Origin of the sequence: Vibrio ouci (assembly GCF_004551525.1) — a bacterium.
GTDB classification, from domain to species: Bacteria; Pseudomonadota; Gammaproteobacteria; order Enterobacterales; family Vibrionaceae; genus Vibrio; species Vibrio ouci.
Map to the genome: position 1 here is coordinate 68,211 of NZ_SATR01000016.1, position 20,781 is coordinate 88,991.

The window sequence follows — 20,781 nt, forward strand, 5'->3', positions numbered from 1 at the left end:
TTCAACTATATTGCCGAGGAGAAGGAGATACTGCGAATACGGTATTTCTCTTTATAGTTGAGGATGAATGCTTTTAAGCCTTCAGTGACGGGAAAGACACAATGAACATCTAGGTTCTCTAGAAGTTCATTATCGGCCATATCCCAGAAACTCTGTACTGAGTTACAGATGATTTTCTTCATCGATAGTTTGCTCTTAGTGACGTTGTGTGTAACCTCAAGCAATCCTTGCAACCTAGCAAGCCGCGATATCAGCCTGCAAAGTGGTGAAGTTGATCCTATCTAGCTTCCAGTCGTAAATATTAGCACTACGAGCTGGAAGCTGAAATTTTAACCAATTCAAGATATGAAATAAAGATAATAATGTAGGCAGTTTCGTCAATTTTGTATCAAGAATAAGAATTCAATTGAGCTAGAGTTCCAGCGCCAGAATCTTAGACTTTCGCTGGTAGTTATAAAGGTTTTGTTTATGCGATGGCAAAAAGTTTACGTCCATCTCATGGAAACCTTGCTCTCGGAACCAGTGTAGGCTGTGGGTAGTGAGCACGAAAATATGCTCAATGCCCTGCGCTTTGGATTGCAGTCGCATGTGGTTGAGTAGCAGCAAACCTCGGTTACCATCTCGATACTCTGGATGAATCGCAACACACGCCATTTCCGCCATACGTTCATCGTGATATGGATAAAGCGCCGCACAACCTATGATCAGGCCATCTTTTTCAATAATGGTGAACTGGTGAATTTCTTGTTCCAACTGTTCACGAGAACGACGCACAAGAATACCTTGTTCCTCTAATGGATAAATCAGATCCAAAATGCCGCCAATATCGTCAATGTTAGCAACGCGTACTTGTTCAGCACTCGCTTCAACAATCTGAGTACCGATCCCGTCGAGAGAAAATAGCTCTTGGATCAGTGCGCCATCGACTTTGTAACTGATTAAGTGACTGCGCGGCACACCAGCACGGCAGGCCGCTGTCGCTGCGCGTAAAAATCGTAATGTGCCCGATGAGTTTCCAGCTCCTGACTCAGATTGGTTTTCTAAGTTAGATAACATCTTCTCTGCATCTTTCGGGAATAACTCTGCGACCGCGTTACCTTTTTCATCGATGATGCCTTGTTCTGAACAAAAGCCGATCAGTTTATCTGCTTTGAGCTTGATGGCGACCTTGGTTGCGACCTCTTCTGACAACAGATTGAAAGACTCGCCAGTAACGGAGCTTGCGATAGGGCCAAGTAGCACAATCGAGCCCTGATTAAGCATGCGATTAATGCCTTCAACATCAATGCGGCGAATTCGACCGCTATGGCAGTAGTCAACACCGTCATCAACCCCTAGAGGCTGAGAAATTACAAAGTTACCGCTGACGACGTTTAGCTGAGTGCCTGCCATTGGCGTGTTGCTCAAACTCATCGATAACTGCGCGGTGATGGCAAGTTGAAGTTGCCCCGCTGCCTGCATGACATAGTTTAGCGAGGTCTCGTCGGTAACTCTGATCCCTTTATGGTATGGCGTTGAATGGTTGTTTTGCTCAAAAAGATGATTGATCTGTGGTCGCGCTCCATGAACGAGAACAATTTTTACACCTAAGCTATGTAGTAAAGCTAGATCGCTGATAATATTGGAAAAATTACCATCTGCCACGGCTTCGCCACCTAGCATGATAACCATGGTTTTATCTCTATGTGCATTGACATACGGGGCAGATTGTCGAAACCCTTTGACGAGAGCGGTACTACGAATTTTCACAACGCTATCCATTGAGTGAATTTATATACAAATATACTGCAATTTTATTCGTTTGGCAGCAAGTGTTTTTTGCGGGTATGGCTGCGATAGATACAGTGCGACTTTGTCTCGTTGATGAGTCTGCTTTGCTGTCACAATCGTTTTAAGTGAAATTATTAGCCAACTGCCTATTTATAACGCAGACTTATACCTTGGGGGTGTATCCTGAATACCGCAATAAGAAGTAAGGTGAGTGGATCTGTGATCACGAAGAAGAAGCTGATAGAGCGAGTTATCATTGTTGGGGCGATTGTCGCTAGCATCATGGCTGTGATGCTAGGGAGTAAGCTATATGATTACTACTTATCAGTGACTTATCCTAAATCAAGTCTTTATGGCACTTGGGTCGAGCAAAATGTCGCGTCCTATGCCGCGAGTGAATTTGTTTTGGGGCCAACGGGCGTCACAATCAATGGCGGCAATGTCGCGACCAGTTACAGCTGGGATGGAACCTACCTAGAATATAGCGTTGGCGATGAAAAGCGCCGTTTTATCATACTCAATGAAGCCTCTACTGAAATGCGTTTGATCTCTCAGCCTCACTATCAAGCAGTCTTCCATGTCAGAGAAAGCCAAAAATAGTCTCCATTGACCACTGCTGGATTGCGTATTTTTGTTAAGTTTGTCATGCTCATGGCATCGCTTGAAAGGGATCAAACCAGTGTTCAAAAAATATCTTCCTATTGCAGCTGCCGCTGTTCTTTTTGGCTGTGCTCAACCTACCGAACGTGCCCAGCAATATACGGGTCAAGAGTTCAACACCATCTTAAATAAGTCTGTCGCCGTAGAATCGGATAAACCAAGAGATTTTACTGAATTCCATCGTCAGGCCGATCAGGTGGTCACTAACTCACCTTCGATGGCCAAAATCTACCAACCTCTGTATGAAAAGCTCAATGAGTGGGTATTACAAAGTGGTGATCCTGCTGACTTAGCCAACTTTGACATTCAGGCTGCGCAGCTTGGTGGCGGCGACAAAAAAGGTAATGTGCTGTTTACTGGCTACTTCTCGCTAGTGATGGAGTTACGTCATCAGCCAAATGAAAAGTTTAAGTACCCAGTTTATTCAAAGCCGAATTGTGAAAGTGACTGCCCAACACGTGCGCAAATTTATGATGGCGCGTTAGAAGGGCAGGGACTAGAGCTTGGTTACGCCGCCAATCGAATTGATCCGTTTTTGATGGAAGTGCAGGGCAGTGGCTTTGTCCATTTTGAAGATGATGACACCTTAGAGTATTTCGCTTACGGCGGTAAGAACAACAAAGCTTATGTCAGTATCGGCCGAGTGTTGATTGAACGTGATTTAGTGCCACGCGAAAAAATGTCGATGAAGGCAATTAAAGAGTGGGTACTAGCAAATGATGAAGCGACAGTTAAAGAGCTACTCGAGCAAAACCCATCGTTTGTTTTCTTTGCACCACGTGCCGATGCGCCAGTGACAGGCTCTGCTGGTATTCCACTATTACCAATGGCATCTGTCGCGGGAGACCGCTCAATATTCCCTATGGGCACACCAATCTTGGCTGAAGTCCCGCTATTAAAACCAGATGGTACTTGGAGTGGCGCGCATCAATTACGTCTATTGATTGTGTTAGATACTGGCGGCGCAGTGAAGCAGAACCATTTGGACCTTTATCATGGCATGGGGCCAAGAGCAGGTACTGAAGCGGGCCACTACAAGCACTTTGGCCGAGTATGGAAACTGGGGCTTGATGGCTCGGCGACACAAGCGCCTTGGGCATTACCGCCAGAGAAGTTACAATAGACCTTCACATCTAGACTTTTTAATAAAGAGTGCGTATAAATCGCACTCTTTATTTTTGCACCGAGCGGACAATCAATATGCGTGAACTCGACACTCCAGCTTCTGAAAACTACAACCAACGTTTTGGTGGTACTCGTCGCCTTTATGGTAACAATGAAGTCGAGGTATTACGCGCGGCGCACGTTTGTGTGATTGGTATTGGTGGCGTTGGTTCGTGGGCGGTAGAAGCTCTGGCACGTACTGGGGTTGGTGAGCTGACCTTAATTGATATGGATGATGTGTGTGTGACTAACATTAACCGTCAAATCCATGCAATGTCAGGTACGGTTGGCCAAAGTAAAATCGAAGTGATGGCAGAGCGCGTTAAGCTGATCAATCCGGAATGTAAGGTTAACTTGATTGATGACTTTATTACGCCTGATAACCAGCATGAGTATCTCACTAAAGAATACGATTACGTGCTGGATGCGATTGATAGTGTCAAAGCAAAAGCGTCACTGTTGGCTTACTGCCGCAGTAACAAGATCAAAGTTATTACTACTGGCGGTGCTGGTGGCCAAGTTGACCCGACTCAAATCAAAGTGGCGGATCTAACGAAGACCATCCAAGATCCACTGGCGAAAAAAATCAAAGATACACTACGACGTCACCACAATTTCCCAACTAACCCTGCACGTAAGTTTGGTATTGATTGTGTCTTTTCGACTGAGCAACTTAAGTATCCTCAACCTGATGGTTCAGTATGTGGGGTTAAATCTACCGCAGAAGGACCAAAGCGTATGGATTGTGCCAGTGGCTTTGGCGCCGCGACGGTTGTGACTGCGACGTTTGGTTTTGTAGCTGTGTCGCGCATTGTCGAAAAACTGCTGCTTAAGCACGCCAAATAGTTACCAGCGAGGAAAGTTCTATGTCACCGTTTCCGTTATCTCCATTCGGCGCAGATATCAAAGCTGATGATATTGTGGCCGTGATGCAAGGTTTCAAAGGCTGGGAAGACCGCTATCGTCAGGTTATCCAATGGGGTAAAAAGCTGCCTCAAATGCCTGAAGAATTGAAGTCCGAGCAAGTCACCGTATCTGGCTGCGAAAGCCTCGTTTGGCTGGTTAGTCAGCAAGTGGATGGCACGTGGTATTTCTGCGCTGATTCTGATGCTCGCATTGTACGTGGTTTGATTGCTTTGGTGATGGCCGCATACGACGGTAAGTCCGCAGCAGAGATTCAAGCGTTTGATATCGATGGCTACTTTGAACAGCTCGGTTTGATTGCCCATTTAAGCCCCTCGCGTGGCAATGGCTTGAAAGCGATTGTTGAACAGATACAGCACGTCGCTCAGGCATAATTTCCTTATAACAACCCACCAATTTGGTGGGTTGTTTGTTTTTGTACAAACTTTAACCACAAAGATATTAACGCCTTACTAAATACAGGCTTTTACAACGCTTGTTGTCACTGCGTAAAGGCTGTACAATTCGCGCCCTTAATTAATGTTCCGTCGTTTGAGAGGCCACATGACCACTGAAAAAATCAATCTACTCGACTTTGATCGTCAAGGTATGCGTAAGTTTTTTGCTGAGGAGCTCGGTGAAAAAGCATTCCGTGCAGATCAGGTAATGAAGTGGATCTACCATTTCGGTGTCGATAACTTCGATAACATGACCAACATTAACAAGAAGCTACGTGAGAAACTGCTTCATCGTTGTGAGATTAAAGCGCCAATTGTTGCTGAAGCTCAGCACTCTTCTGACGGCACTATTAAATGGGCGATGAAAGTTGGCGATCAAGACGTTGAGACGGTATACATCCCAGAAGATGACCGTGCGACGCTATGTGTTTCTTCTCAGGTTGGCTGTGCTCTAGAGTGTAAGTTCTGTTCAACGGCTCAACAGGGTTTCAACCGTAACCTTAAAGTGTCTGAAATTATCGGTCAGGTTTGGCGTGCGGCACGTGAAATCGGCTTAGAAAAAGAGACAGGTCGCCGCCCAATTACCAACGTGGTAATGATGGGTATGGGTGAACCACTGCTGAACATGAAAAACCTGATCCCAGCATTAGAACTTATGTTAGATGATTTAGGTTTTGGCCTATCGAAGCGCCGTGTAACAGTATCGACTTCAGGTGTTGTATCTGGCCTTGACCAGATGACAGGCAAAATTGACGTGGCACTGGCTATCTCTCTACACGCGCCAAACGACGAGTTGCGTAGCCAAATCATGCCAATCAACGACCGTTGGGATATCCAAGATTTCCTTGCGTCAGTACGTCGCTACATAGCATCTTCAAACGCAAACCGCGGTAAAGTGACAGTAGAGTACGTGTTACTTGACCATGTTAACGATGACATGGACCACGCGCGCGAACTGGCTGAGCTGATGAAAGATACGCCGTGTAAGATCAACCTGATTCCGTTTAACCCGTACCCAGGTTCACCTTACAAGAAACCAAGTAACTCTCGTATTGACCGTTTCCAGAAGACGCTGATGCAATATGAGCACACTGTGACGGTTCGTAAGACTCGTGGTGATGATATTGATGCCGCTTGTGGTCAGTTAGTTGGTGATGTGATTGACCGAACTAAGCGTACGGCCATCAATAAAGCCGCAAAAGGCGATACAATTGAAGTGAAAGCAGTTTAATAACGCGTTCAATATTTTCCTAAAGCCAGAGCCTAGCTCTGGCTTTTTCGTTACATCCTGTAGCGATATCTTTGTCAAATTATCGAAAAACCTTGAGCTGCTTGTAAATTATGCACTTTGTCTATGTTGTTTCGTCTAAGATATCTATTAGAATTAAGGGTTAACGCTTTAGGGTAATTCCCTGTCTATTGAGTGAAGCGAGAGTATTGACCTGCGAGGCTGTGTCCTCCCACTAATTTTTGAGTTTGTTCGACGCACAACAAAAATGAATAACTAAGGCGTGAGAAACAGATTCTAACTTGAAGAGAATGATTAAATCATGACTGCTGAACAACAAGCACCAATGAACAACGAAGAAAATGCAGAAAGAGTAGAAGCGGGAACGATTCTAAAAAATAAACGTGAAGAGCTTGGTCTTAGCCAAAAGCAAATTGCGGATCGCCTGCGTTTACGCATTTCCATTATTGAAAATATCGAAGCGAACAACTTTGCCTCAGACCAGGTTGCGACGTTTACTCGCGGTTATCTACGTTCATACGCGCGTGCTGTTGGTATTGAAGAGTCTGTAGTACTGTGTGCACTTGATGGTTGTGAAGAGACGCAGCCAGAAGAACAAAAAATGAAAAGCTTCTCGCGTAAGACCAACCGTGAAAAGCACGATAGTCGTATCATGACGCTGACATGGGGCATTTTCGCGGTAATCGCGGGTATCTCATCGGTTTGGTGGTGGCAAAATCAAGAAACCAGTCTAGTTGATCTGACGAGCGACACTGAACAAGAACTCAAAATTGAGCAGCTACAAGAAAGTGAACCGGAACTCGATTTTACTACGCTTGAAGCGCCAGAGTCTCCGGTAAAAGCGACCGATAGCAATATTGAACAGATTATCGAAGCAGAAGCAGAGCAAACAGCCGATAAGACCTCGAGTACCGAAATCATCGCTGAGCCAGTAGAAGCTCCTGCTGAACAAACTACGACGACAGACGAAGTTCAACCACAACAAGTGGCTGAGCAACAACAACCAGAATCTAACCAGCAACAAGCGGAAGTGGTTAAAAACCTGCTGACGATGTCATTCAGTGATGATTGCTGGATTCAAGTCAAAGATGCTACCGGAAAAACCCTCTCTACTGGTGTGAAAAAAGCGGGTCAAAGCTTAGATCTGACCGGAAATATGCCATATAGCGTAATTTTAGGTGCGCCTGAAAACGTTTCAATGACATTAGCGAGTGAACCTGTCGACCTTTCTGGGTATACTTCAGGCAAAGTAGCAAGATTCAACTTACCTTAGAAATTACTATGCAATACGAATCTCCGATCAAACGTCGCCCATCGACGCGTATTTACGTGGGCGATGTGCCTATTGGTGATGGCGCCCCAATTGCGGTGCAGTCAATGACAAACACCAGAACAACAGACGTTGCGGCGACTGTTGCTCAAATCAAAGCGCTGGAAAATGTCGGTGCAGATATCGTTCGCGTGTCTGTTCCTACAATGGACGCGGCAGAAGCGTTCAAACAGATTAAACAGCAGGTGAATATCCCACTCGTAGCGGATATCCATTTTGACTACCGTATTGCGCTGAAAGTCGCAGAGTATGGTGTTGATTGTCTGCGTATTAACCCTGGCAACATTGGTAACGAAGATCGTATTCGTTCCGTCGTTGACTGCGCTCGTGACAAAAACATTCCGATCCGAATCGGTGTGAATGGCGGTTCTCTGGAAAAAGATATCCAGATGAAATATGGCGAACCAACACCAGCAGCACTCGTTGAATCAGCAATGCGTCATGTCGACATTCTTGACCGCCTGAACTTTGACCAGTTCAAAGTCAGTGTAAAAGCGTCGGATGTCTTCTTAGCTGTCGATTCATATCGTCTGCTGGCTCAGAAGATTGATCAGCCACTGCATTTAGGTATTACCGAAGCGGGTGGTGCTCGCGCAGGTGCAGTTAAGTCATCAGTTGGCCTTGGTATGCTTCTAGCGGAAGGCATTGGTGATACGCTACGTATTTCGTTGGCAGCCGATCCTGTTGAAGAGATCAAAGTCGGTTTCGATATTCTGAAGTCACTACGTATTCGCTCTCGCGGCATTAACTTTATTGCCTGCCCGAGCTGTTCTCGTCAAGAGTTTGATGTGATTGGCACGGTAAACGCACTTGAGCAGCGCTTAGAAGATGTGATTACGCCAATGGACGTATCGATCATCGGTTGTGTCGTCAATGGCCCAGGTGAAGCTGAAGTGTCTCACCTAGGTTTAGCGGGTAGTAATAAGAAGAGTGCTTTCTACGAAGACGGTAAGCGTCAGAAAGAGCGATTTGATAACGAAGATCTAGTCAATCAACTAGAAGCGAAGATTCGTGCTAAGGCGTCGGTACTCGACGAAGCGAATCGCATCGATATCAAACAACAAGATTAATCTCAACGTAATGTAAATTACGGTACCTATTTTACGGTAAATGACTGTGGCAAAGAAAATCCAAGCAATTCGAGGCATGAACGACTGCCTTCCAACTCAATCACCACTGTGGCAAAAACTTGAAAACACAGTGAAGAACGTAGTTAGCGCATACGGTTACAACGAAGTGCGCATGCCAATCGTTGAGATGACACATTTATTCAGTCGCGCTATCGGTGAAGTGACCGACGTGGTTGAAAAAGAAATGTACACCTTTGAAGACCGTAATGGTGATAGCCTAACGCTACGCCCAGAAGGTACAGCAGGTTGTGTACGTTCTTGTATTGAAAACAGCCTTATCAACCGTGACGAGCAGCGTCTATGGTACATGGGTCCAATGTTCCGTCACGAGCGTCCACAAAAAGGTCGTTACCGTCAATTCCACCAATGTGGTGTGGAAGTGTTTGGTCTAGATGGCCCTGATGTTGATGCAGAACTTATTATGATGACAGCACGTCTATGGCGTGAGCTAGGCATCGATAAGCACGTTCGTCTAGAGCTTAACTCTATCGGTTCTCTAGAGGATCGCGCGAACTACCGTACTGCACTGATCGCATTCTTAGAGCAGCACATCGATATTTTAGATGACGACTGTAAGCGTCGTATGCACACTAACCCACTGCGTGTACTGGATACGAAGAACCCAGATGTTCAAGCAATCCTTGGTGATGCACCACGCCTGTCTGACTACTTAGGTGAAGAGTCGAAAGAACATTTTGCTGGTCTTTGTGAACTTCTTGACGCTGCAGGTATCGAATACACAGTTAACGAGCGTTTAGTTCGTGGTTTGGATTACTACAACCGCACTGTATTCGAGTGGATCACTGAAAGCTTAGGTGCTCAAGGCACTGTATGTGGCGGTGGCCGTTACGATGGTCTAGTTGAACAGCTGGGCGGTAAAGCAACGCCAGCAGTTGGCTTCGCAATGGGTCTAGAGCGTCTAGTGCTAATGCTAGAAACTCTTGAGCTAACAGAAGTTCGTCGTAGCGTTGATGTTTACATGGTTACAGCTGGTGAAGGCACTATGATGGCGGGCATGAAGCTAGCTGAGTCTCTACGCGAGCAAGTTTCAGGTCTACGTGTAATGAACCACTTTGGTGGCGGTAACTTTAAGAAGCAGTTTAAGCGTGCTGATAAAGTGGGGGCAGCGGTAGCGCTGGTTCTTGGTGAGAACGAAGTGGCTGATAACACAGTAGTATTGAAAGACCTGATTGGCGGTACGCAAGAGACTTACAGCCAAGCAGACGTTATCGCTAAGCTATCTGAGCTAGTTTAATTAATTTATCAATTTTCGAAGTAGCGATGTTTATCGCTACTTTTTTGAGATGTATGAGGACAGGAAGTGGAACTCTACGATACTGAAGAACAACAAGTAGAAGCGATCAAAGATTGGTGGAAAGAGAACGGCAAAGCAGTCATTTTGGGTGCTGTTGTTGGTCTTGGCGGCCTGTTCGGATGGCGTTACTACCAAGACTCTGTGACTGCTGCTCAAGAAGCTGCGTCAGAAAGCTACACAAAAGCAGTGCAAGCTCTTGCTGAAAAAGGCGCATCTGCTGAAGGTGACATTCAAGCCTTTATTGATGGCAACAAAGAAACGGAATACGCAACTCTAGCTGCTCTTCAACTAGCGAAAGTTCAAGTTGAAGCGGGTAACTTTGATGAAGCGATTGCACAACTAGAGTGGGCAAAGTCTGCAACCAAAGATACGGCAGTATCATCAGTTGTTAATTACCGCCTAGCTCGCGTTAAAGCAGAGCAGGGTGAGTTTGATGCAGCGGTTGCTGAGCTAGCAAACATCACTGATGAAAGCTGGGCTGGCCGAGTAGCAGAGCTTAAAGGTGACATCTTACTGCGTAAAGGCGATGAGCAAGCCGCGTATGCCGCTTACACAGAAGCGCAGCAATCTGGCGACGCAAGCCAAGCATTACAGATGAAACTGGACGATCTAGCCAAGTAAGGGCATAGCATGAAGAATATGCTGAAGAAAGCGCTCACTGCGGCGATGTTCGCTGGTATCCTTGCTGGTTGTGCGAGTGAGGAAGACACCGTTATCATGGCGCCTGTTCCTGTTGTACAAAGTGAATTCACACCAAGTACAGAGTGGAAAGCGTCGGTAGGTAATGGTGTTGGTCAATATTACTCTAAGCTCACGCCTGAATACGCTTATGGCAAAGTCTTTGTTGCTAGCCGTGATGGTGTGGTTAAAGCGCTAGACCCAGAAACGGGTAAGACCCTGTGGGAAACAGATGTTGAATCTGATGTTTCTGCACGTTTATCAGGTGGAATTGTGGCTGCGTATGGCCAAATCTTCATTGGTAGCGAAAATGGTCGAGTGTTAGCGTTCAACGAAGAGACTGGTGAGCAAAACTGGACGGCTGAAGTTGATGGTGAGGTACTGACTTCTCCTGCAACAGACAACAACTTTGTTATTGTTCACACCAACAGTGGAATGCTGATTGCGCTTGATCAGGTAACTGGTGAAAGTAAGTGGACGATTAGCACTGAAGTGCCGAACCTAACGCTGCGTGGTAACAGTACTCCGGTAACGGCTTCTGGTGGTGTCTTCTGGGGCACGGCAAATGGTCGTTTAGCAGCAGCGATTGTTGAGCGTGGCCAGCTTATTTGGCAACAGCCTATCGGCATGCCTCAAGGCGCGACTGAAATTGATCGCCTTGTTGATGTAGATGCTTCACCGCTGATTTTAGGCAGTAACCTATACATCATCGGCTACAACGGTCAGTTAACGGCTATCGACTTACGTTCAGGTAAACCAGTCTGGAAACGTGCGTTCTCCTCGGCGACAGATATCGCTAGTGATGGTAGCCGCCTGTATATCGTAACTGAGCAAGATCACTTAGTGGCATTTGATGCGCGTAGTGGTACTGAGCTATGGAATAACGATCAACTAGAGAACCGTTTACTGACAGCACCGACCATTATCAACCAGTATGTGGTTGTGGGTGACAGTGAAGGTTATCTGCATTGGATTGATCGCAGCAGCGGTGAGTTCGTTGCTCAGCAAGAAGTAGACAGCAGTGGCTTTGCGGTTGCACCAATCACAATCCCTGGTGGTTACGTCTTAATGACTCGCAATGGCGATGTAAAGAAACTAACGATCAGCGAATAGTTTCGTGATACAATTCACATTCGGCTCCTCGCTGGTAACAGTTGGGAGCCGTTTGTTTGTTTTAGAACCCCAAAGTTACATGTGGTTATAGGTAAAGTGCTCATAAAGTGGACTCTGCTGAGTTGTTACCTATAACTACATAAAGAAAAGAATATTGTAGAGGTTATTATGGTACCTGTTGTTGCTCTGGTAGGGCGTCCTAACGTTGGTAAGTCAACGTTATTTAACCGATTGACTCGTACACGCGACGCGTTGGTTGCGGATTTCCCTGGCTTAACTCGTGACCGTAAATATGGCCAAGCGAAGCTTGGTGAACATGAATTCATTGTTATCGATACCGGCGGTATTGATGGCACAGAAGAAGGTGTAGAAACCAAAATGGCTGAGCAATCGCTAGCGGCGATTGATGAAGCAGATGTTGTGCTATTTATGGTTGATGGCCGTGCTGGCTTAACACCATCTGACATCGCTATTTCTAACCACCTTCGTAAGATTGAAAAGCCTTCAATGCTGGTTGTAAACAAGGTTGACGGTATTGATGCTGATGCAGCATCCGCTGACTTCTGGCAACTTGGTGTTGAAAATATGTACCAAATTGCTGCGGCTCACGGCCGTGGTGTTGGCGCTTTGATTGACCGCGCACTTAACCCATTTGCAGAAAAAATGGCCGAAGAAGCGAAAGGCGAAATCGAAGACCTAACTGAGTTTGAAGATCTTGATGAAGAGAAGCTAGACTACACCGAAGAAGAAGCCGAGGAAGAGTTTAAGCGCCTACAAGATCAGCCAATCAAACTGGCTATTATCGGCCGACCAAACGTAGGTAAATCGACACTAACTAACCGTATTCTCGGTGAAGAGCGCGTGGTTGTTTACGATATGCCGGGTACAACACGTGACTCTATCTACATTCCAATGGAACGTGATGGTCGTGAATACGTACTGATCGATACGGCGGGTGTTCGTCGTCGTAAGCGTATCAATGAAACTGTTGAGAAGTTCTCAGTGGTTAAAACGCTAAAAGCGGTTGAAGATGCGAACGTTGTTCTATTGGTGATTGACGCACGTGAAAACATTTCAGACCAAGACCTTAGCCTACTAGGTTTTGCGCTAAATGCAGGTCGTTCAATTGTTCTTGCAGTGAACAAGTGGGATGGTCTTGATACTGACGTGAAAGAGCACGTGAAGAAAGAGCTAGACCGCCGTCTAGGTTTCGTTGACTTCGCGCGCATCCACTTTATTTCTGCGCTGCACGGCACTGGTGTTGGTCACCTGTTTGAATCTGTGCAAGAAGCTTACAAGTCAGCGACAACTCGTGTAGGTACATCAGTACTGACTCGTATTATGAAAATGGCAACTGACGATCACCAGCCACCATTGGTTCGTGGTCGCCGCGTTAAGCTTAAGTACGCGCACGCGGGTGGTTATAACCCACCAATCGTAGTTATTCACGGTAACCAAGTTAATGAACTACCAGATTCATACAAACGTTACCTGATGAACTACTACCGTAAGTCTCTAGAGATCATGGGTACACCTATTCGTATTCAGTTCCAGAGCAGCGATAACCCGTTTGAGGGTAAAACGAATAAGATGACTATGTCTCAGGAGCGTAAACGTAAGCGCCTAATGAGCATGATGAAAAATCGTAAGAACTAATTACCTGAGTCGGAGTACACAGGAAAGAGTTTATTGATAAAAAGCGCCTAGTTTACTAAGGCGCTTTTTTTATAGGACAAGAAATGCAAATTAAACCGACTATCACCCAATTTTGTCACAACACTTGGCAGCTTGATGCTGTTGTTCAGCTAACCCAGCAGGGTAGCGATTATCTATATGTGGTGACGGACACCACGCCTTTTCATCCCATTAGTCATATTTGGCCAGATCATCCTGCGGATAGAGGTACATTGGATAGCCACAATGTACTTGATTGCCAAGTGGGCGCCGTTGAGCTTGCAAGCGGTGAACTTTATGTCGGTCAGACAATCCCTGTAAAGCGTGATGAGCCGGGCTGGAGCTTTGTTGTCGTTCATTGTTTAGCCAAGGAGTCTGTGGAACTAGAGCTTGGTCAGACAGTCTCTTTATCGGTGGATAAGTCTTACCAGCAATCATTGAGCCGTGGACATAGTGCAGGACACCTTTCATACCTCGCGTTAAATAAGGTACTTACTGAGCATGGTTATTGGCGTAAAGATGCAGACAGAAAAGATCCGCACGGTAACTACGACTTTAATAGCTATGCGCAGGTAACAAGCTTTGTCACAGAGGATAAATGTCTAGATACTTATCGACTGGGTAAGACGCTACGTAAGCGCGGTTTAAACAGTGGTGACCTGCTAGAGAACTTAGGTCAAATAGAGACCCTAGTGAACGCACAATTGATCGAATGGCTAAAGTTAGATTCTGACATCTTGGTTGAGTGTCATGGCGATGCATTGACGGACTCTCGATACTGGTCGTGTGACTTAAAAGAGGGCGCAATCGCTGTTATTCCTTGCGGTGGCAGTCATGCGAGCTCTTTAAACGATTATGCTGTGATTGAGGTGAAACTGGTTCAAGTGGATGCGAGTAATATTGAAATGCACACCCATGTAAAACCGTCATTGTGAGTTCGATCGTTTTTATAATATTCTGATAATGGTTTGCTTTTAATTTCATTTGGTTTTTTATGCTTTTAAAAATCCAAATGCAGAATATGTAACTTATGCTTTCGGTGTGTGGTTATATAAATGTTCTTTTTGGGGCAGATCGCTGATCACTTTGGATTTAGCCGATGATCAGAGTTTGATCTTTACTATAGCTTAGATCGTTTCCAGAGTTTTATTCTAATTAGTTATAAATGAGGTTGGGATCGGGTTATAAATAGAGCTTTTATGCTACTGTTTTCCCATAAAAACGAAATATATTAAAGATCAGTCATATGAGTTACCTTAAGCTTCTTACTGCTCACAGAGAAGTCAACAAGTTACTCACTAAGCTTGCATTAGGAATGGGAAGAACAGAGCTCAATCGACGCGTGGTTGAGCTCTCTGAATGCTGGTTTGGTGAAAGAAAAGCTTCGATACTAAGGCTTGATGCCAACAGTTGTAGACTTTACTTAGAGTCAGCCCCAAGCTTGCCCGAGTTCTATAATGAGGCAATTGAAGGCGTCGCTATTGGTCCCCAAATAGGGTCTTGTGGCGCAGCTGCCTACCTAAAGCAAAATGTTGTCGTCGACAATATCAATACCCATCCCAATTGGGCACCATTCACCTCACTGACAGAAGAGGCAGATTTACATGCCTGTTGGTCTGTGCCTATTTTATCCAGTAAAGAAGCGGTCATGGGGACATTCGCCATATACAGTGCGGCTCCGTCATTGCCTGAACCTCATGAACTTGAAGTACTCGAAATGTTGGCGTCACTCTATGCCGTTGCATGGGAGAAGTACCAGTTAGAGGATCAACTTTACTACCATGCTCGTTACGATAGCTTAACGGGGTGCTTGAACCGTAGGGCTCTACTCCAGCAAGCCAATGATTGTTTAAACACTGAACTAAAATACATCGCATGTTTCTTTGCTGATATTGATAAGTTCAAACAGATCAACGATCGCAATGGTCATGAGGTCGGGGATAAAGTACTGGCCGCTGTTGGTGAGGTGTTTAATCAGACATTTGAGCACAGTAGTCTCGGCGGCCGTTATGGTGGCGATGAGTTTGTCGCATTTTCTTGGTCTGACGATCCAGAAACTTTTTCCCTCTTGGCGGCAGAGTTCAATCAACGATTACAAAATATCTCTCCAGTCGATGGAGTGACAATTCGTGTAAGTGTTGGCATGGCTGCGTGTGAAATGACACGAATGACCTCATTGCAGCGACTGATAAAGCGAGCGGATTATGCAATGTATAAAGTAAAGCATCTCGGCGCGCTTGATAAAGATCATAGTAACTTTGCCCAAGAAAGTTAAAGTGGGCGTGATACAGACACAGTAAAGAAGCCGTTATGAATGAGAATAGTTGCCCAATTTGTCATGATGAATTGAGCTGGACTGGCGAATATTATTGCCAAGCTTGCGATGAAAACTTTAAAAAGGTAGGCTTTTGCCCTGACTGCGATGCGGAGTTAGAGAAGCTGCAAGCATGTGGAGCGGCAAACTACTTTTGCAACGCCTGCAATGAGCTTAAATCAAAGTCAAAAGTGCGCTTTGAATTTCAACCTAGTTAACGGTTGAGCGGATTTCTCCATCAGATAAACGGGTGACCAAGGTGTCGCCTGTTTTTATATCTGATGTCTTAGTCAGAACTTTACCTTGTTCCGTTTGCGAAATGCTGTAGCCGCGCTTTAAGGTTGCCAATGGACTGACGGTATCTAACTTCTCTGCCGCTAATGCCAATTGATGACGTGTATTCAGTAGGCGCCTATCCATTGCATCGAGCAGTTTTTGTTCCAATCGTTGCAGACTCGATTTTTGCTCTGACAGGCGTTTAACTGGTGAGTTAAGCTCTAAACGATGCTGTTGGCGTTCAACCTTTTGGCTACGCTGAGATAGGTAACGTTCCATTGAACGATGCACGCGAACCTCAAGTTCATCGAGCTGTTGGCTTTGGCGTTGCAGTTGGTAACTTGGGTGTTGACGCTCTAAGCGATGCTGGAGTAGGGCGTTATGACGCTTTTGTTCGCTTAGGAAATAACGCATTGCGCTGATGAGCTTATTTTGACGGCTCAGTAGCGCTTGATCTTTATGGCTATTATCTCGGCTAACCAGTTCGGCAGCTGCAGATGGCGTCGGCGCGCGCATATCAGCGACAAAGTCAGCGATAGTCACATCCACTTCATGACCGACAGCACTGATAATCGGGATCTGACTAGCTGCAATTGTTCGGGCCAATATCTCGTTATTAAAGCACCACAAATCTTCCAGTGAGCCGCCACCACGGCCGACGATCAATACATCACACTCATTGCGGCTGTTAGCGCAGCCAATTGCTTGAGCAATCTGGATTGCAGCTTCTTCACCCTGAACCATAGTCGGATAAAGCACTACCGGTAGCGAAGGATCGCGGCGTTTCAATACGTCTAAAATGTCGTAAAGTGCAGCGCCAGTCTTAGAGGTGATCACACCAACACGCTTTGGGTGTTCAGGCAGTGGCTTTTTACTGGTTTGAGCAAATAGACCTTCACCCGCCAATTTCATCTTCAGCTCTTCAAATTGCTGCTGAAGTCGGCCGTCACCTTCTGGCTGCATGCTCTCGATGATTAGCTGGTAGTCACCACGCGGTTCATACAGTGATAAACGAGCTTTAACCAAGACTTGATTGCCGTTTTGTGGCTTAAACGTAACGCGGCGGTTGTTACCACGGAACATGGCACATTTAACTTGAGCACGAGAGTCTTTAAGAGTGAGGTACCAGTGACCAGAGACAGGAGCAGAGAAGTTTGAAATCTCGCCAACTAACCAAACAATCCCCATTTCATTTTCAAGTAATAGGCGCACTTCTGCATTAAGACGAGAAACGGTGAAGATGTTTTGATTGGTCAGAGATGACAAGGCTAATCTCGCGGACGTGAATATGGAAATTAGCGGCAATATAATACATATCAAGGGGGTTAATGCAAGAAAAAAATTAAAAAATTTGTGGTCAAGCGATTACGTAGGCCGTATAATCCGTCCGCAATATCTAATCCAAATGTAGTTAAGTTCGCAAAACTTACTGCCCTCATTATGCGAAACGATGAGACCGGATTGTTCTTTTTACTCCTCTAATTGTGAGATATTGCAAATGCTAAGAATTGCCAAAGAAGCGCTGACATTCGATGACGTACTACTTGTGCCAGCACACTCCACCGTTCTCCCAAACACAGCTGATCTTCGCACTCAGCTGACCAAGAACATCACCCTAAACATCCCAATGATTTCGGCGTCTATGGACACCGTTACTGAAGCTCGTCTAGCGATTGCGCTAGCGCAAGAGGGTGGCATTGGCTTTATTCACAAGAACATGTCTATTGAGCAGCAAGCTCAGATGGTTCACCAGGTTAAGATTTACGAAGCAGGTGTGGTTTCTCACCCTGTAACAGTAAGCCCTGATGCAACTATTGCTGATGTTGTTGCCCTAACAGAAAAGCATGGTTTTGCAGGTTTCCCAGTGGTAACGGATACTAACGAGCTTGTTGGTATTATCACTGGCCGTGACGTTCGCTTTGTAACTGACCTTTCTAAGAAAGTAGATGTTGTGATGACGCCTAAAGAGCGCCTAGCAGCAGTAAAAGAAGGTGCAACTCGTGAAGAAGTTCAAGAGAAAATGCACAAAGCGCGCGTAGAGAAAGTACTGGTAGTGAACGACGAGTTCCAACTAACCGGTATGATTACCGCAAAAGATTTCCACAAAGCAGAGCGTAAGCCTAACGCATGTAAAGATGCACAAGGTCGTCTACGCGTAGGTGCCGCAGTTGGCGCTGGCGCAGGTAACGAAGAGCGTGTTGCTGCTCTCGTTGAAGCGGGTGTTGACGTTCTACTTATCGACTCTTCACACGGTCACTCGGAAGGTGTTCTAAACCGTATCCGCGAAACTCGCGCTGCATACCCAGATCTAGACATCATCGGCGGCAATGTAGCGACAGGTGCTGGTGCTAAAGCACTTATCGACGCAGGTGTAAGTGCAGTTAAAGTAGGTATCGGCCCTGGTTCTATCTGTACAACTCGCATCGTAACAGGTGTAGGTGTTCCTCAAGTAACTGCGATTGCAGATGCTGCAGAAGTAGCAAACCAGCACGGTATTCCAGTTATCGCAGATGGCGGTATCCGTTTCTCTGGTGATATCTGTAAAGCTATCGTAGCAGGCGCATCATGTGTAATGGTTGGTTCTATGTTCGCGGGTACAGAAGAAGCACCTGGTGAAGTTATCCTATACAACGGCCGTTCATACAAAGCTTACCGTGGCATGGGTTCACTTGGCGCTATGTCTCAAGGTTCTTCTGACCGTTACTTCCAGTCTGACAACGCAGCAGACAAGCTAGTACCAGAAGGCATCGAAGGCCGTATCGCATACAAAGGTCGCCTAAAAGAGATCGTTCACCAACAAATGGGTGGTCTACGTTCGAGCATGGGTCTAACAGGTTCTGCAACTGTTGAAGATATGCGTACTAAAGCTGAATTCGTACGTATCTCAGGTGCAGGCATGAAAGAGTCTCATGTCCATGACGTTCAAATTACCAAGGAAGCACCAAACTACCGTCTAGGTTAATCTCGCTAGAGAGTTATACACCCGACGTAAACGTTTGCTTTTTTCCTTGAAGCATTAAGAAGAGGCGAGTACACTCGCCTCCGTTTTAATCACTTAGCTTATAAGACTGCTCAAAATGACTAAAAATATTCATGACCAACGTATTCTGATCTTGGACTTCGGTTCTCAGTACACTCAACTAGTAGCTCGCCGCGTACGTGAAATCGGCGTTTACTGTGAACTTTGGAGCTGGGATGTTGAAGAAGCGGATATTCGTGAATTCAATCCAGACGGTATCATCCTATCTGGTGGCCCAGAAAGCGTAACGGAAGAAAACTCTCCACGTGCGCCTCAATATGTATTTGACTCAGGTGTTCCTGTACTAGGTGTATGTTACGGCATGCAAACTATGGCAGAGCAGCTAGGTGGTAAAGTAGCAGGTTCTACTGAACGTGAATTTGGCTACGCACAAGTAAAAGTTTCTGGTGAATCTGCACTGTTTAAAGATCTTGAAGCAACTCAAGACGTATGGATGAGCCACGGTGACAAAGTTGTAGAAATTCCAGCAGACTTCGTGAAAGTTGGCGAGACAGACACATGTCCTTACGCTGCGATGGCGAACGAAGAGAAGAAATACTACGGCGTTCAGTTCCACCCAGAAGTAACACACACTAAAGGTGGCCTACAAATGCTAGAGAACTTTGTTCTTGGCGTATGTGGTTGTGAACGTCTTTGGACTTCAGAGTCAATCATCGAAGATGCTGTTGCTCGTATTAAAGAGCAAGTAGGTGACGACGAAGTTATCCTAGGTCTATCTGGTGGTGTTGATTCATCGGTTGTTGCTATGCTGGTTCACCGCGCAATCGGCGACAAGCTAACATGTGTATTCGTTGATAACGGTCTGCTTCGTCTTAACGAAGGTCAGCAAGTAATGGATATGTTTGGCGACAAGTTCGGCCTAAACATCATTAAAGTTGATGCTGAAGATCGCTTCCTAAAAGCACTTGAAGGCAAATCTGATCCAGAAGAGAAGCGTAAGACTATCGGTCACGTATTCGTAGACGTATTTGATGAAGAGTCGAAGAAGCTGAAAAATGCGAAATGGCTAGCTCAAGGTACTATCTACCCAGACGTTATCGAATCAGCGGCATCTAAGACAGGCAAAGCACACGTAATTAAATCTCACCATAACGTTGGCGGTCTGCCAGACGATATGGAGATGGGTCTTGTTGAGCCACTACGTGAGCTGTTCAAAGATGAAGTACGTAAGATTGGTCTAGAGCTAGGTCTACCTTACAACATGCTTTACCGCCACCCATTCCCGGGTCCAGGTTTAGGTGTTCGCGTTCTTGGCGAAATCAAGAAAGAGTACTGTGACTTGCTACGCCGCGCTGACGCAATCTTCATTGAAGAGCTACACGCTGCGGATCTTTACAACAAAGTATCTCAAGCGTTCACGGTATTCCTACCAGTACGCTCTGTAGGTGTAATGGGCGATGGCCGTAAGTACGACTGGGTTGTTTCTCTACGTGCTGTAGAAACTATCGATTTCATGACTGCGCATTGGGCGCACCTACCGTACGATTTCCTAGGTAAGGTATCTAACCGCATTATCAACGAAGTTGACGGCATTTCACGAGTTGTTTACGACATCTCTGGTAAGCCACCAGCAACGATCGAGTGGGAATAATCTTCGCGATTAATAACCAATAGTAGGACCAGCCTTCGGGCTGGTTTTTTTATCTCTACCATTTAGCAACGAATATTTAATAAAGCATATACAATGCGATAATTTGAATGTATATT

The 20,781-nt window shown here is 45.7% G+C and carries 19 protein-coding genes; 16 read left to right on the forward strand and 3 right to left on the reverse strand.

The window, feature by feature from the left end; all coding sequences use genetic code 11:
* Positions 1 to 5 precede the first annotated feature (5 nt).
* Both ELS82_RS26300 and argA read right to left on the reverse strand, forming a co-directional pair.
* Entirely contained in the window at positions 6 to 182 is a 177-nt protein-coding gene (locus tag ELS82_RS26300) for a hypothetical protein (RefSeq protein ID WP_053440607.1), read from the reverse strand.
* A gap of 229 nt (positions 183 to 411) precedes the next feature.
* Positions 412 to 1,749: an amino-acid N-acetyltransferase gene (gene argA, locus ELS82_RS12100; protein ID WP_134835698.1), complete on the reverse strand. Its 1,338-nt coding sequence runs from the start codon at positions 1,747 to 1,749 to the stop codon at positions 412 to 414.
* Between the two features lie 240 nt (positions 1,750 to 1,989).
* On the opposite strand from argA, the gene ELS82_RS12105 reads away from it, so the two are divergent.
* The 14 genes from ELS82_RS12105 (at position 1,990) to ELS82_RS12170 (ending at position 15,976) form a co-directional block, all read left to right on the forward strand.
* Entirely contained in the window at positions 1,990 to 2,370 is a 381-nt protein-coding gene (locus ELS82_RS12105; RefSeq protein ID WP_134835699.1) for a DUF2850 domain-containing protein, read from the forward strand.
* 79 nt (positions 2,371 to 2,449) lie between these two features.
* On the forward strand, positions 2,450 to 3,553 hold the full coding sequence (mltA, locus tag ELS82_RS12110; protein WP_134835700.1) for a murein transglycosylase A: 1,104 nt from the start codon (positions 2,450 to 2,452) through the stop codon (positions 3,551 to 3,553).
* A gap of 77 nt (positions 3,554 to 3,630) precedes the next feature.
* Positions 3,631 to 4,440 carry a tRNA cyclic N6-threonylcarbamoyladenosine(37) synthase TcdA gene (tcdA, locus tag ELS82_RS12115; RefSeq protein WP_134835701.1) on the forward strand — a complete coding sequence of 270 codons (810 nt, stop codon included), beginning with the start codon at positions 3,631 to 3,633 and terminating at the stop codon, positions 4,438 to 4,440.
* 20 nt (positions 4,441 to 4,460) lie between these two features.
* Positions 4,461 to 4,892: a cysteine desulfurase sulfur acceptor subunit CsdE gene (gene csdE / locus ELS82_RS12120; RefSeq protein ID WP_134835702.1), complete on the forward strand. Its 432-nt coding sequence runs from the start codon at positions 4,461 to 4,463 to the stop codon at positions 4,890 to 4,892.
* 169 nt (positions 4,893 to 5,061) lie between these two features.
* Complete coding sequence (gene rlmN / locus ELS82_RS12125; RefSeq protein WP_134835703.1) at positions 5,062 to 6,186, forward strand: dual-specificity RNA methyltransferase RlmN; 1,125 nt, start codon at positions 5,062 to 5,064, stop codon at positions 6,184 to 6,186.
* A 319-nt stretch (positions 6,187 to 6,505) separates the two neighbouring features.
* Positions 6,506 to 7,477 (forward strand): cytoskeleton protein RodZ, encoded by a 972-nt coding sequence (gene rodZ / locus ELS82_RS12130; RefSeq protein ID WP_134835704.1) that lies wholly within the window; start codon positions 6,506 to 6,508, stop codon positions 7,475 to 7,477.
* Positions 7,478 to 7,485: 8 nt separating this feature from the next.
* Entirely contained in the window at positions 7,486 to 8,604 is a 1,119-nt protein-coding gene (gene ispG / locus ELS82_RS12135; protein ID WP_134835705.1) for a flavodoxin-dependent (E)-4-hydroxy-3-methylbut-2-enyl-diphosphate synthase, read from the forward strand.
* Positions 8,605 to 8,650: 46 nt separating this feature from the next.
* Positions 8,651 to 9,919, forward strand: coding sequence for a histidine--tRNA ligase (gene hisS / locus ELS82_RS12140; RefSeq protein ID WP_053440697.1), 1,269 nt, complete (start codon positions 8,651 to 8,653; stop codon positions 9,917 to 9,919).
* A 66-nt stretch (positions 9,920 to 9,985) separates the two neighbouring features.
* Positions 9,986 to 10,600 carry a YfgM family protein gene (locus tag ELS82_RS12145; protein WP_053440598.1) on the forward strand — a complete coding sequence of 205 codons (615 nt, stop codon included), beginning with the start codon at positions 9,986 to 9,988 and terminating at the stop codon, positions 10,598 to 10,600.
* 9 nt (positions 10,601 to 10,609) lie between these two features.
* Entirely contained in the window at positions 10,610 to 11,770 is a 1,161-nt protein-coding gene (gene bamB / locus ELS82_RS12150) for an outer membrane protein assembly factor BamB (protein ID WP_134835706.1), read from the forward strand.
* A gap of 168 nt (positions 11,771 to 11,938) precedes the next feature.
* Positions 11,939 to 13,426, forward strand: coding sequence for a ribosome biogenesis GTPase Der (gene der / locus ELS82_RS12155; RefSeq protein WP_004413108.1), 1,488 nt, complete (start codon positions 11,939 to 11,941; stop codon positions 13,424 to 13,426).
* Between the two features lie 83 nt (positions 13,427 to 13,509).
* Positions 13,510 to 14,379: an alanyl-tRNA editing protein gene (locus ELS82_RS12160; RefSeq protein ID WP_134835707.1), complete on the forward strand. Its 870-nt coding sequence runs from the start codon at positions 13,510 to 13,512 to the stop codon at positions 14,377 to 14,379.
* 311 nt (positions 14,380 to 14,690) lie between these two features.
* Entirely contained in the window at positions 14,691 to 15,719 is a 1,029-nt protein-coding gene (locus tag ELS82_RS12165; protein WP_134835708.1) for a sensor domain-containing diguanylate cyclase, read from the forward strand.
* A 35-nt stretch (positions 15,720 to 15,754) separates the two neighbouring features.
* Positions 15,755 to 15,976 (forward strand): zinc ribbon domain-containing protein, encoded by a 222-nt coding sequence (locus ELS82_RS12170; RefSeq protein ID WP_053440594.1) that lies wholly within the window; start codon positions 15,755 to 15,757, stop codon positions 15,974 to 15,976.
* On the opposite strand, the gene xseA is transcribed toward ELS82_RS12170, so the two are convergent.
* Positions 15,969 to 17,300 carry an exodeoxyribonuclease VII large subunit gene (gene xseA / locus ELS82_RS12175; RefSeq protein ID WP_134835709.1) on the reverse strand — a complete coding sequence of 444 codons (1,332 nt, stop codon included), beginning with the start codon at positions 17,298 to 17,300 and terminating at the stop codon, positions 15,969 to 15,971. The two genes, ELS82_RS12170 and xseA, sit on opposite strands and share 8 nt — an antisense overlap.
* 232 nt (positions 17,301 to 17,532) lie before the next feature.
* Here xseA and guaB point away from each other — a divergent pair, with 232 nt between their 5' ends.
* On the forward strand, positions 17,533 to 18,996 hold the full coding sequence (guaB, locus tag ELS82_RS12180; RefSeq protein ID WP_053440592.1) for an IMP dehydrogenase: 1,464 nt from the start codon (positions 17,533 to 17,535) through the stop codon (positions 18,994 to 18,996).
* Positions 18,997 to 19,111: 115 nt separating this feature from the next.
* Positions 19,112 to 20,665 (forward strand): glutamine-hydrolyzing GMP synthase, encoded by a 1,554-nt coding sequence (guaA, locus tag ELS82_RS12185; RefSeq protein ID WP_134835710.1) that lies wholly within the window; start codon positions 19,112 to 19,114, stop codon positions 20,663 to 20,665.
* The last annotated feature ends 116 nt before the right edge of the window (positions 20,666 to 20,781 follow it).